Annotated in this window: 11 protein-coding genes; 5 read left to right on the top strand and 6 right to left on the bottom strand. The window is 70.7% G+C overall.

Annotation, left to right across the window (positions count from 1 at the left end; translation table 11 throughout):
* Nucleotides 1–1,179, bottom strand: a 1,179-nt coding sequence (locus ACJ73U_RS06640) for an AMP-binding protein (protein ID WP_407776639.1), incomplete at its 3' end; no start/stop codon positions are given.
* Nucleotides 1,180–1,489: 310 nt separating this feature from the next.
* Between ACJ73U_RS06640 and ACJ73U_RS06635 the strand changes: the two genes are divergently transcribed.
* The 4 genes from ACJ73U_RS06635 (at nucleotide 1,490) to ACJ73U_RS06620 (ending at nucleotide 7,957) form a co-directional block, all read left to right on the top strand.
* On the top strand, nucleotides 1,490–1,885 hold the full coding sequence (locus tag ACJ73U_RS06635) for a hypothetical protein (RefSeq protein WP_407776638.1): 396 nt from the start codon (nucleotides 1,490–1,492) through the stop codon (nucleotides 1,883–1,885).
* 4 nt (nucleotides 1,886–1,889) lie between these two features.
* Nucleotides 1,890–2,546, top strand: coding sequence for a hypothetical protein (locus ACJ73U_RS06630; RefSeq protein ID WP_407776637.1), 657 nt, complete (start codon nucleotides 1,890–1,892; stop codon nucleotides 2,544–2,546).
* A gap of 39 nt (nucleotides 2,547–2,585) precedes the next feature.
* On the top strand, nucleotides 2,586–7,019 hold the full coding sequence (locus ACJ73U_RS06625; RefSeq protein ID WP_407776636.1) for a protein kinase domain-containing protein: 4,434 nt from the start codon (nucleotides 2,586–2,588) through the stop codon (nucleotides 7,017–7,019).
* Nucleotides 7,020–7,147: 128 nt separating this feature from the next.
* Entirely contained in the window at nucleotides 7,148–7,957 is an 810-nt protein-coding gene (locus tag ACJ73U_RS06620) for a hypothetical protein (RefSeq protein ID WP_407776635.1), read from the top strand.
* 126 nt (nucleotides 7,958–8,083) lie between these two features.
* On the opposite strand, the gene ACJ73U_RS06615 is transcribed toward ACJ73U_RS06620, so the two are convergent.
* The 5 genes from ACJ73U_RS06615 to ACJ73U_RS06595 form a co-directional block, all read right to left on the bottom strand.
* Nucleotides 8,084–9,520, bottom strand: a complete 1,437-nt coding sequence (locus ACJ73U_RS06615) for an Nramp family divalent metal transporter (protein ID WP_407776634.1) — start codon at nucleotides 9,518–9,520, stop codon at nucleotides 8,084–8,086.
* A gap of 72 nt (nucleotides 9,521–9,592) precedes the next feature.
* The gene (locus ACJ73U_RS06610; protein ID WP_407776633.1) at nucleotides 9,593–9,922 is read right to left on the bottom strand and encodes an LLM class flavin-dependent oxidoreductase; all 330 of its coding nucleotides are present in this window, start codon (nucleotides 9,920–9,922) and stop codon (nucleotides 9,593–9,595) included.
* Nucleotides 9,923–10,197: 275 nt separating this feature from the next.
* Complete coding sequence (locus tag ACJ73U_RS06605) at nucleotides 10,198–10,470, bottom strand: hypothetical protein (protein ID WP_407776632.1); 273 nt, start codon at nucleotides 10,468–10,470, stop codon at nucleotides 10,198–10,200.
* A 21-nt stretch (nucleotides 10,471–10,491) separates the two neighbouring features.
* Entirely contained in the window at nucleotides 10,492–10,869 is a 378-nt protein-coding gene (locus ACJ73U_RS06600; protein ID WP_407776631.1) for a hypothetical protein, read from the bottom strand.
* 757 nt (nucleotides 10,870–11,626) lie between these two features.
* Entirely contained in the window at nucleotides 11,627–12,133 is a 507-nt protein-coding gene (locus ACJ73U_RS06595; RefSeq protein WP_407776630.1) for a winged helix-turn-helix domain-containing protein, read from the bottom strand.
* 101 nt (nucleotides 12,134–12,234) lie between these two features.
* On the opposite strand from ACJ73U_RS06595, the gene ACJ73U_RS06590 reads away from it, so the two are divergent.
* On the top strand, nucleotides 12,235–12,625 hold a 391-nt coding region (locus ACJ73U_RS06590; protein ID WP_407776629.1), incomplete at its 3' end, for an FAD/NAD(P)-binding protein.

Raw genomic sequence — 12,625 nt, 5'->3', positions numbered from 1 at the left:
CGTGGTGCGAAAGGTGCCGGTCGAGTCCTTGTTCCAGTACCCGCGGGCGACTCCGGGGCCGCGGACGCAGATCTCCCCGACCGCGCCGTCGGCCAGGGGGAGGCCGTCGTCGCCGCGGATGACGACCTCGGTGTCGACGGCGGTCGTGCCGGACGACACGATCACCCGGCCGTCCACGGTGTTCGTCCGGTGACCGGTCGCCGAACCGCTGACGAACAACGTCGCCTCGGCGAGGCCGTAGCAGGGGAACCAGGCGCTGCCGGCGAACCCGTGCGCCCCGTAGCGTGCGGCGAAGGCGGTCAGGGTGGCGGCGTTGACGGGTTCCGCGCCGCTGAACGCGATCCGCCAGCGCGAGAGGTCCACACCGGACAGCCGGTCGGCGTCGTACCGGTCGGCGAGCAGCTGGTAGGCGAAGTCCGGACCGCCGGAACAGGTCGCGCCGAAGCGGTCGATCGCCACCAGCCAGCCGAGCGGGTCGCGCACGAACTCGAACGTGTCGAGCAGCACCGCCGGCCGGCCGGTGAACAGCGGGAGCAGGGTCGTGCCGATCAGCCCCATGTCGTGGTACAGCGGCAGCCAGCTGAGGACCACGTCGTCGTCCCGCACGCCGAACCCGGCCGCGATGGCCGACAGGTTCGCCGTCAGGTTGCGGTGGCTGACCACGACGCCCTTGGGATTGCCGGTGGAACCGGAGGTGTACTGCAGGAAGGCCACGGCCTCGGGGTTCGGCAGCGTCGTGACCGGCGCGCCGGCCAGGTCGTCGGCCAGGTCGTCGACGGCGTGGGGCGTGACGGGGAGATCGCCGAGCAGCGGCAGCATGGCCTCGGTCGTCAGGGCGACCGAGGCCTGGCAGTCGCGGACCACGGCGGCGATGCGGTCGAGCTTCGCGCCGGTCCGGGGCGGGTAGAGCGGCACGGCGACCACCCCGGCGGACAGGCAGCCGAGGAACGCGGCGAGGTAGTCCGGACCGGGTGGCAACAGCAGGAGCGCGCGGTCACCCGGCTGCACGCGGGTGCGGAGGAAGCCGGCCACCCGCCCGGTGGCCTCGGCCAGCCGCGCGTAGGTCAGCTCGTGGTCCACGGCGAGCCCGCCGCCCAGGAAGGTGAACGCGGTGGTGTCCGGGCGGTGCGCGGCCCAGTGGGCGAGGGCGTGGGGAACGGAGATCAGGCGCGTGGTCACATCGGCCCCTCACACTCGTTCCGCGGTACGAGGAAAGCGTCCCGGAGGGGCGTGAGCGGAAACCAGGGCCCGGCTCACGGTGTTCTCGTTGTTCGGTCACGGAACCGGCTGAATTGTTCACGGAGAGGTCATGAGGACGTGAGGCCGGCCGGTTCCTCCGGAACGGCCCATTCCTCCGGTCGGCCCAATTTCGTCCCACCGGGGAACATTCCGCTTACCGCTACCGTCCCAGGCGGCGAGACTGATAGCGAGCGAGCGCGCCGGGGAGTGTCCTGGTGCGTGCGCAGACACGCTGATTACGGGAGTCGCAGTGTTCCAGCCAGTCACCCCCACCGGGCCGCCGCCCGGGACGCCGAACGGCACGAAGAAGACGGCGACGATCGTCCTCTCCGTGCTCGTGGTGGTGCTCACGCTCGCGGCGGGGTTGTTCCTCTTCCTCTTCCTCTCCGAGCGGGGAGCGGTCGCGGACACGAACAGTCAGGTCACGAACACCGAGCAGCAGATCAAGGACCAGAAGGACAAGCTGTCGGACGCGAAGTCGGAGGCGTCCGACCTCGAGCAGACGGGGAAGGACCTCCAGGACACCCACGACAAGTACCAGGCCTGCGCGGACGCGGCGAAGGTCGCGCTCAACGCCTCGAGCGACCAGCTGAGCGACGCCGTCAGCAAGATGGTCGACGCCTGTCCGCAGGGCATAGGGGGCTAGCGACATGACCGACTACTTCGGCAACCAGCCGCCCGCCGACCAGCCGACGTACCCGTACACGGGCCAGCCCGCGGACCCGTACGCGAACAACCAGCAGCAGAGTCCCTACCAGGGCCAGCAGCAGAACCCGTACGGCAACCCGCAGCAGGGCCCGTACTCGAACCCGCAGTCCGGCGCGTTCCCCGGTCCGCCGTCGAACCCGTTCCCGGCGGCGTCCTACCCGCAGTCCCCGCCGACGGGCACGCCGCAGCAGAATCCGTCGTTCCCGTCGTACTACACGGGAAGCCAGCCGGCGCAGACGCCGCAACCGGCCAAGCCGAAGAACACCGCGCGCATCGTCCTGATCGTGGCCGCGGTGCTCATGTTCGCCGCCGCCGGGGTGTTCGCCGGTTTCTACGTCGCCGCGAACAGCGACCACGACAAGGCGAGCTCCGTGCTGGCGGACAAGAAGTCCGAGCTCGCCGACGTCAAGAAGAACGTCTCGGCGGCAGAGGGCGACAAGTCGAGCGCGACGGACCACAACAGCGACCTGGAGTCGCAGAACTCGGCGCTGAAGCCGTGCATCGACGCGACGAAGCACTTCATCTGGGACCTGCCCCAGGGCACGCCGGAAGCGGAGGTGAGTGCCGCCATCCAGGCCATGCGTGACTCGTGTAAATAATTCTGCGTTCGGGGCACGCGGACCTGGGAGAGCGCGCACATGACGGATACGGTCGCGGAGTTGTTCGGTCCGTACCGGATCGAGGAACTGCTCGGGCGCGGTGGCATGGGCGAGGTCCACCGCGCCTACGACACGGTCCACGACCGGCACGTCGCGCTCAAACGGCTGCCCGGCTTCGCCGAGCCGGAGTTCCACGCCCGCTTCCGCCGCGAGGCCATGCTCGTCGCCGGGTTGAACAACCCGCACATCGTGCCGATCCACGACCACGGTGAGATCGACGGCCGGCTGTACCTCGACATGGCGTTGATCGAGGGGCCGGACCTCAAGCGGGTCCTCGCCGACGGGCCGCTGTCGCCGGCACGCACGATCGAGGTCCTCACCCAGGTCGCGGCCGCGCTCGACGCCGCGCACGCGGCCGGTGTGCTGCACCGGGACGTCAAGCCCGCCAACATCCTGCTCGACGAGACGGGCAACGCCTACCTGGCCGACTTCGGCATCGCACGCCCGATCGCCGAGGACGTGACGCGGGTGACCAGCCCGGGTGACTACGTCGGCACCCTCGACTACATGGCGCCGGAACGCCTGATGCGTGGCGCCGACGGCGCCGCCGACCCCGCGTCGGACGTGTACTCGCTGGCGTGCGTGCTGTTCCAGTGCCTCACCGGGCGGGTGCCGTTCCCCGCCACGGACACCGTGGGCAAGCTCGCCGCCCAGCTGGGCGACCCGCCGCCGTCGCCCTCCCTGTTCGACCGGCGCATCCCACCGGCCATGGACCTCGTCGTGCGCACCGGCATGGACAAGGACCCCCGCCGGCGCTACCCGACCGCCGGTGAGCTGATGGCGGCCGCCGCGGCGGTCACGGCCGAGGCGCCGACCGCGATGGCCGTCGCGCCCACGCAGAAGGGCGGCCACTTCGTACAGCTGCTCATGTCGTTCGTGCGGGAGCAGGCGAGCCCGCGCACCGGCCACGTCACCGACAGCTGCCCGTACCCGGGCCTGCAGAGCTTCGGGATCCGGGACAGCGACTGGTTCTTCGGCCGTGAGCAGGCCGTGCGGGACCTGCTCGCCCGGCTGGCCCGCCAGCGCGCCGACGACGGCCCGCTGATCGTCGTCGGCGCGTCCGGGGCCGGCAAGTCGTCGCTGCTGCACGCCGGACTGCTCGCCGCGCAGGCGAAGGCGGGTGAGAAGTCGCTCGCCATGACACCGGGGGACCGGCCGATCGGCACGCTCGCCGCCCGGCTGGCCGCGCTCACCCACGCGAACCCGCGCGAGCTGGCGCAGCGGCTGTGGGTCCGGCCGGGTGACTTCGGCGAGCTGTGCCGGACCGCGGCCGGGGAGAACGCGCCGCTCGTGGTGGCCGTCGACCAGGCCGAGGAACTGTTCACCCTGTGCGGGAACCAGCGCGAGCGGGAGGCGTTCGCGACGGCGCTGGCGAGCGCGTGGCCGGCGCGGGTGGTGCTCGCGGTGCGCGCGGACTTCGTCGAGCACTGCATCACGCTGCCCTCGCTCAAGCCCTCGCTGAACGCGCCGTACGTGCTCGGCCCCCTGACCGCCGACGAGCTGGCGCGGGTCGTCACCATGCCGGCGGAGGCGGCGGGCCTTGAGCTGGAGCCGGGCCTCGTCGACCGGCTGATCGCCGACGCCGGCCACGACTCCGGCGCGCTGCCCCGCCTCGCCCACGCGCTGCGCGAGACCTGGCACAACCGCAGCGGGAACCGGCTGACGCTGGAGGGCTACCAGCGCACCGGCGGGGTCGACCGCGCCGTCGCGCTGACCGCCGACGGCGTGTACGCGCGGCTCGCGGAGCCGGACCGGTGGGCGTTGCGCGGCGCGATGCTGCGCATGGTGACGTTGCTGGAGGGCGGCGGCATCGCCCGCCGGCACGCGCCCCGCGGCGAGGTGCCGCCGCGGATCCTCGAGAGCCTGGTCGCGGCGCGACTGGTCACCGTCGACAGCGACACCGTGTCGCTGTCCCACGACTCGCTGCTGACCGCGTGGCCCCGGCTGCGGCAGTGGGTGGAGGAGGACCGCGACGGCCTGCTGGTGCGCCAGCGGCTCGGCGAGTCCGCGGCCAACTGGCGTGCGGGCGGTCAGGACCGCGGCGACCTCTACCGGGGCGCGCGGCTGGCCGCGGCACTCGACTGGGCGAGCGGGCGGAGCGATGTCACGCCGGACGAGCACGCGTTCCTGCAGGCCAGCGAGCGGGACCGGCGGCGGACCACCCGGCGCCTGCGCGGCTACGTCGTCGGCCTGGCCACGCTGCTGGTGCTCGCGCTCGTGGCCGGCGGCATCGCGTTCTTCGCCCGGATCGAGACCGACGAGGCGCAGAAGGTCGGGCAGTCCAGGGTCCTCGCGGCGGAGTCGCTCGCCGAGGGGAACACCGACCCCGTCGACGCCATGCGCAAGGCCGTCGAGGGCTGGCACACGAGCCCGACCGTCGAGGCCCGCAGCGCGTTGCTGTCCGCGCCGATGCTGACCTACCCGTCGAACTTCCGGTCGGGACTGGGACAGGGGTACACGATCGACGTCACTCGGGACGGCGGGCTGGTCGCGGTCGGTTCGGGTGAGGGCGGGGTCGCGCTCTGGGACCTGACCAGGCGCAAGCGGCTCGACGTCGACATCAAGGGCGTCGGCACGATCCTCGCGCTGAAGTTCTCGCCGGACGGCAGCATGCTCGCCGTCTCGTCCATCGACAGCAAGCACCCCGGCAGCGGCGTGAAGATCTGGTCCGTCCCCGACGGCAAGCTGGTCAGCACGCTCATGGACACCCAACCCGCGATCGGGCCGGTGGCGTGGCGGCCGGACGGCACCGCGATCGCCTCGATCAGCATCCGCGGCGACTCCAGCGTGGGGATCGGGGAGTGGAACCCGAGGAGCGGCCACGTCAACCGCTGGATCGCGCCCGGCCACACCAACACCTACAGCCTCGCCTACAGTGTGTCGGGCGACCGGCTCGCTGCCGGCGACGGCTCCGGCGGGCTGGAGCTGTGGAACCCGAACACCGGCGAGCTGGTGTCGCGCAACACCGAGCACCAGAAGACCGCCCGGCCCAACGGGAGCGGGATCATCTCGGTGCTCGTGGCGTTCTCCCCGGACCTGCTGGCGAGCGCGAGCGTCGCGGACAACACCATCCGGTTGTGGAACCCCGAGACCGGCGCGCTGGTGCGGGCGTTCCCCGACATCACCAGGTACATCACGGATCCCGGACAGGGACCGTCGGCGATCGCGTTCAACCCGGACGGCACGGTCCTCTACACCAACAGCGCCACGACCGCACTCACCCTGTGGGACCCGCTGACCGGCGCGTTCACCGGGACGCTCACCCAGGCCCGGCAGGGCAGCACCTTGGCCGGCCGGACGGTCCTGGCGATCGCCGTGTCCGGTGACGGGCGCACGCGCGTCGCGGCCGCGAGCGACGGGACCGTGCTCCGCTGGCAGACCAACGTGAACTGGCACTCCTCGCTCACCGAGTCGGTGACGGGCATGGACGTCAGCCCCGACGGCCGGACCGCGACGGCCGGCGACGCGAAGGGAACGCTCACGACGTGGGACATCCGCACCGGCGAGGACGTCGGCCCGCAGTCGAGCCTCGACTCCGCGACCTACACCGTCAAGTACACGTCCGACGGGACCCGCATCACCGGTTCGGTGAACGGCGTGCTGACCGTGACCGCGAAGAGCGGTGACCTCAGCCACCCCCGGTCGGTGCGCCTGAACAACCGCGAGTTCCGTGGTGCGCTGGCCGTCTCGCCCGACGGGAAGCTGCTCGCGGCGGCACACCAGAACCCGCTGGGCCTCCGCGTGCCCTACGACTACCGGATGGGCGTGTGGGACGTGGCCACGCTCACCCAGCAGGCGGACATCCCGCTCGGTGACCAGTCCCCCGCCAAGCTGATGTTCTCGCCGGACGGCCGCCGCCTGCTCGCGCTCACCAACAACCAGGGCGACTCGCTCGTCGGCAGCGACACCGACGGGCCCATCACCGCGACCATGCTGTCCTGGCGGTTGCCGGACCTCACCGAGGAGAAGCCGGTCCCGCTCGACACGCAGTCGCTCATCACCGCGGTGTTCACCCCGGACGGCAGGTCGGTCATCACCGGCGGCACGGGCAACCACCTTCAGATCCGCGACGCGGTCACCGGGAAGCTGCGTGGCGACCAGTTCGGCCGGCACAGCTCGGCCATCCGCGACATCGCGATCTCCCCGGACGGCGACAGGCTCGCGACCATCACCACGGACGACTCGGTCGTGCGGCTGTGGGACCTGCCCAGCCGCACGCTCGTGGCCACGCTGACCGGGCACTCCGCGCCACTGAACGAGATCGCGTTCTCGCCGGACGGCAAGCTGCTCGTGTCCGGCGGCACCGACACCGACATCGGGGTCTGGCAGCTGGACCCGAACGCGGCCATGCGGCGGCTGTGCGGCAACCTCGCCGACGCGGGGGTGCCGGATCTCGGTTCCCTCGGCTGTTGAGGAACGTTCCCCCTGCCGCCACGCGCCTTCGGTGTCACCGTATGGCTATGTCTCCTGCCGTTCTGGCCCCGGCCGCGGTCGCCCAGCGGGTAGTCTGCCCTTCGTCGGTTCCGACGGTGGGGAGAAGGATGCCGCAGGTCATGGTGCGGGGCAGCGACTTGCACCCGGTGATGCTCGCCCCCGGCGAGCGGTTGGTGTTCGGCCGCGACCCGCATTCGGCCGCCGGCCCCGGACCGGGGCGGATCGAGCTGCGCCTGCCGGGGTGCGCGCCGCACGTCTCCGGCACGCTCGCCGAGCTGGTCGTCGGCGCGGAGGCCGCGTGGCTGCGCTGGCTGGGCGCGGGTGAGGGCCGGTTGTCGAGCCTGCTCGACGCGCCCGGCGGGGCACGCCGGGTGACGCTGGTGCGGGAGATGACGGCGTTGCTGGACGAGGGCAAGAACGAGCTGGTCCTGCTGGCGGGCAAGCGGGTCGGGGCGGAGCTCTACACCGACCTGCTGATGACGTTCACCGTGCACGCGACGATGTCGGCCGAGCGCCCGGTCTCGGTGGTGCACAACGACACCGAGCTGAAGCCCCATGTCCGAAGAGGACAGTTGACCCGCTACTCCAAGGAGTGGTACGTGGCGTTGGCGCTGGCGGAACCGTGGCTCGCCGGCGACGACGACTACCCGTTCCCACCGACGAACCGCCGGATCTACGAACGCATCCGCGGTTGGCGCGACGGGGACGCGTGGAGCCTGGACCGACCACAACGCGTCGACGACGCGATCCGCGCGGTGTCACAGATCGCGTTCGGCGAGCTGGCCGACCCGTACTCCGAGGCCCGCGACGGGCGGATCCAGAACCCGCGCTTCGCCGTGGGCAAGCGGGTGGCCGAGTACCGCCTGGTAACGGCCGAGGATCTCGACGAGGTGGAGCAGGCGGCCCGGAACTCCTGACCGCACAGCCCGCCGACACCGCGGCGAGTTCGTCGCACCGCCGCCGCACCCGGCAGGTGGTCGGCGGTGATCTCCTCTCCCGCGCCCGCACTCCCGGTCGGCTCCCACGGGCGCGGCCGGCACCGGCTAGAACAGCTTGCCGACCTGTTCGACCAGGGTGAGGAAGCTCAGCACGCCGAACAGCAGCACGGACCAGCCCAGCACGGCGGTCCGACCGGCGCGGATGCGGATCTGCCGCGGCAACACCTTGCGGTTGAGCACGATCAGCAACGCCGAGTAGACGAACATCATCAACCCGCCGACGCACGCGGAGATCACCAGCAGGATGAGTGGCTGCGCGAACCCGGCGAGCACGATCCCGCACCCGACGAGCACCAGCACCCACACCACGGCGAAGTAGAGCGTGCTCTCCTTGGTGTCCTTGGCATACGCGGTCTTGACGACGTCCGCGACGAGCCGGCTCGTGTAGTCGACGATGCCGAGTGCCGCCGCGAACAGGGAGAACGCGCCGATCACCCAGAACAGCACGCCGAACCACGGGCCAGCGGCCGACTTCAGCACCTGGCCCTCGGTCCGCAGGAAGCTGATGTCGTTGGCCAGCCCCGGTTTCCCGTACACGGTCGCGTAGGACAGCAGCGACGTGAACAGGATGGTCAGGAAGGTGATGAGCACGAACGTGTACAGCTGCTCGCGGTTGGCGAAGCGCCACCACGAACGCCACCGCGACAGGTGCTCCTCGGTCGGCTCGAAGATGAAGCCGGTGCTCGGTGCGGCCTCCGGCTTGCCGGTGACCGGGCTGCTGATCCGCGGCACATAGCTGCCCATGCCGAAGCCCTTGTCGCGGATCCAGTTGCTCTGCACCAGGTTCTGGCCGCCACCCGCGCCGGCGAACGCGAGCGCGCCCATCAACAGCGCCAGCCCCAGCGGGTTGATCGGCACGCTCGCGTCGGTGACGATCTTCGGCAGGTCCGCCCACGTGTCGGCGGAGATCGCGACGACCGCGCCGACCAGCAGCAGCACCAGCACGGCCGCGACCTTGAGCATCTCCGCGCGTTCCAGTGCCACGTACACCACCGGCGCCAGCGTGAGGACCAACCCGATCAACAGCAGCAGCCCCACGGTGATCCAGGTGACGCTGCCGCCGCCGGTCAGGTAGGTGATCATCGTGGCGGAGCTCGTCGCCCAGCCCGGCCACAGGTTCGCGAGGATGGTCAGTATCGCGAACACCAGGCCCCAGTGCCGCCAGAACCTGCTGAAGCCGGTGAGCGCCGTCTCGCCGGTGGCCAGCGTGTACCGCTCGATCTCCATGTTCAGGAAGTACTGTGTGACCAACCCGACCAGCGCCGCCCAGACGAACACCAGCCCGACCTGGGACGCGATGTAGGGGAAGAGGATGAACTCGCCGGATGCCAGCCCGACCCCGGCGGCGATGACGCCGGGACCGATGATGCGCCAGGTGGAGGTCGGCGCCTCGGGCAACGGTCGGACCTCCGGCCGCGGCAGGTGCTTGGCGGGGAACCGCCAGGCCACCGAGGAGGTCACACGGTCGTGCTGCCTCGTCATGCCGTGATCCCTTCGCAGGAAAAGGGGCTCGGCCAGAGATCGTACAGCGATACGTAGCCACATACAGCCCGCTCATCGGGCGAAGTTCCACTGTGGCCGCAAGCGGGTCTCGTCGACGATCGGGAGACCACCTGCCGGGACACCGCCCAGCGGGACGCCGCCCCGGCTATGCCCGCCGACCACGACCCGCACGTTCGCCGGCCGAGGGTACGCGTCGACCTGCGCGAAAGAGATGTGCCGGCCGTGGAAGGCGGGCGCCTCGTCGTGCCACAGCGACGCCATGGCGTCCAGGTACTCGTCCGTGTCGACGCCCAGGCCGGCCGCGGTCAGCTCGGGTTCGAGGTAACCCGCGCCGACGCCGAGCATGAACCGCCCGCCGCTCAGCACGTCCAGGCTCGCCACCTGCTTGCCAACACCACGGGATTCCCGTCGGCGCTCGGCACGGCCTTGCGTGTCAGCCGACACGGCATCCGCTCGGCCAATTGGCAGGCGACAGCTCCTCGCCCAGGGATTTCAGAACGTCAAGCACCGTCAGGTGTGGCCGCGTTCCGACGATGACCGTGACCTGATCGTCGAGGTGATACGTGCCGGAGGGGTGTTGACACGTTCGTTTCCGGTGGAGTTTGGGTTGTGTCGGATTGTCGAAGAGTGCTGGCATCGGGAGCAGCGGTTGAGCCCTACCCGTTCGGGTACCACCGCTGCTTCGCCTGCTGGACGCTGGCGGCGGTGTTCGTGTGCAAGACGGCGTGCTGGTTGCGGAGCTGGTGGATCGCCAGGCGCAACGAGTGATTCTGGACCTGGAGGGCCAGTTGGTCGACTATCTCGATGAGCTGTCCGACGATGACGTGGTTGTCGAAGGCCGCGACCGCGGCGATGTTCTTCAGCTCACCCGTCAGCCCGGCCATGGCGCCGGCATCAGGGTTCCCGCGGCTACGGTACGGATGTGTCATGACATGCCCCACTTCGGTTGGTTACAGCACCGCCGCGTAGACGAGTGCGCAGTAGACGACCGCCAGCCCGCTGACCGCCCCGAGCACCAGGGACACCGCCTGTGCCGGCGAGGTGCGGGACGCCTCCAGCTCCTGCTGGTACCGGACCTCCCGAATCCGCACCACCTCGTGCCAGGCCGGCATGTGCTGGCTGAGGATGGGTGGATTGGGTGGCGGAGGACGGGGCGGCGACTCCGGCGTCGTGAGTAACGCGCGCGTGCACCCGAAGAACGCGGCGGTACCGAGCAGTATGGCGGGCGCAAAGGCGACCACTCGCAACGCCGAGGTGGGGTTGTCGATGTTCGCCACCACCAGCCAACCGCCGAACCCGAGCACGAGCGCCGCAAGGCCCAGCCGCACTCCCACATGAACGCTGCGGCCAGTGCGCGAACCGCGTTGCTGGTCCTGGCTTCGTTGTTGCGTGACCTGCAGTATCGCGGCGGCCGTCTGGATCAGGGTCGCTCCGAACACGACCCACCCGGGCCCTGGATCATTCGGTAGCACTGCGACGGGACTCCATGGATGAAATCCTAGGTCGCTGTTCCGAGTACTCGAACTTCATTCCCCCAATCGTATGAACAGACCCGATGAGAACGCGGGAAACCAGGTGGCTTCGACCGGGTGCGGTGTCAGTCCCCCGGTACGAGGTTCGCGTGGCGAAGGGTCGAGCGGCGACTCCGAGTGCGGCGATCAGCGACTCGCTGAGCGTGAAGACCTCTTGCAACGTCGGCGAAGCCAGTCAAGGAATCGACGCCTCGGGAAGAAGATCAACGGCAGAGATGACACATCGCCAACGACGTGTTGGGGCTGCTGGTTGTCGTGATTGCGGGCGGGTCCGGCGCGGGACTTCTGGCTGGCGACCGACCGGCGCGACCGACCAGCGCGGCGGGCCGGCGCGGGTGGCTGCCGAGGCGGCGACCGCGGAGGAGGCGGTCGCGTCCGGGCTCGGCGTCACCCTTCTCGCGGCGGGCAACGCGGAGATCTTCCGGCGGGAGGACGTGGTCTGCCGGCCGGTCGACGGGTTGGCGCCAAGGGAGCCGGCGGTCGTGTGGCGGACCGGGGGACTACCGGCCGGCCATCCGGGTCTTCGTCGAGTCCTGCGCCGGGTGCCTCCGCGTCACACCACTGCCCACTCCGGCGCCTGCTCGATGACCACGTCCTGCGCGCCGTCGAAGCGGTAGCCGATACCGCGCACCGTCGTGATCCGTGGGCGGTCCGAGCCGAGCTTGTCCCGCAACCGTCTGATGTGGACGTCGACCGTGCGGCTGTTCAGTGGCTCGTCGATGCCCCACACGTCGGCCATGAGAGTGCGGCGCGGCAGCACCCGGCGCGGCCGTTCGGTCAGGTACAGCAGCAGGTCGAACTCCAGGCGCGTCAACGGGACCGGCAACCCGTGACGCAGCACCGTCCGTGCCTGTGGCACGATCCGCAGCCGGTCGTCCGGATCGTGCGGTGTGGATCTCCGGAGGAGCGGTAGCTCGGGCTGCGTGGGCGGCCGGACGGCCACGCCCGGCAGCTCGGCCACCGAGTGCAGCAGTTCGGTCAACGCGGCGAGCGTGTCCGGGTTCCTCGGCAGCTCGATGGAGAGCTGCACGACGAGGGGCGGGTTCGGTGGCACGGTCACCATCGCACCTGGTCGCGGTGTGTCCAGTCAACGGTTCCCAGCATGCGGACGAGGCGGCGCGCGGCGCGCGAAGTCCGTACCGTCACCGGCGGGAGGGACGGATGCGGTCACCCGACACAGCACACGCGATCGCCATCGTCGGCGCCGGTCCGCGCGGAATCGGGCTCCTGGAACGGATCGCGGCCAACGCGCCCGAGCTTCTGCGTGGTCGCCTGACCGTGCACCTGGTCGACCCGTTCCCGCCCGGCCCCGGGCGCGTGTGGCGGTTCGCCCAACCGCCGCTGCTGCGGATGAACTCGATGCCGGAAGACGTCACGATGTTCACCGACGACAGCGTCCAGTGCGCCGGCCCGATCCGGCCAGGACCGACGCTGGCGCAGTGGGTCACCGCGGTGCGCGACGGCGAGCTCGCGGCCACAGTGGACGACACGCTCCTCGACGAGCTGCGCGCGGTCACCTCGACCACGTTCCCCACCCGCCGCCTGCAGAGCG

Origin of the sequence: Actinophytocola sp. (assembly GCF_045807065.1) — a bacterium.
GTDB lineage: Bacteria > Actinomycetota > Actinomycetes > Mycobacteriales > Pseudonocardiaceae > Actinophytocola.
The sequence above is the reverse complement of the archived record's forward strand: the minus strand, read 5'-3'. Positions and strand labels throughout refer to the sequence as shown.

What these genes read in the sequence shown, in the direction of transcription:
- ACJ73U_RS06615 (WP_407776634.1), bottom strand. Translation starts at nt 9,520, where the DNA reads ATGACGAGGCAGCACGACCGTGTGACCTCCTCGGTGGCCTGGCGGTTC.
- ACJ73U_RS06630 (WP_407776637.1), top strand. Translation starts at nt 1,890, where the DNA reads ATGACCGACTACTTCGGCAACCAGCCGCCCGCCGACCAGCCGACGTAC.
- ACJ73U_RS06605 (WP_407776632.1), bottom strand. Translation starts at nt 10,470, where the DNA reads ATGACACATCCGTACCGTAGCCGCGGGAACCCTGATGCCGGCGCCATG.
- ACJ73U_RS06620 (WP_407776635.1), top strand. Translation starts at nt 7,148, where the DNA reads ATGCCGCAGGTCATGGTGCGGGGCAGCGACTTGCACCCGGTGATGCTC.
- ACJ73U_RS06625 (WP_407776636.1), top strand. Translation starts at nt 2,586, where the DNA reads ATGACGGATACGGTCGCGGAGTTGTTCGGTCCGTACCGGATCGAGGAA.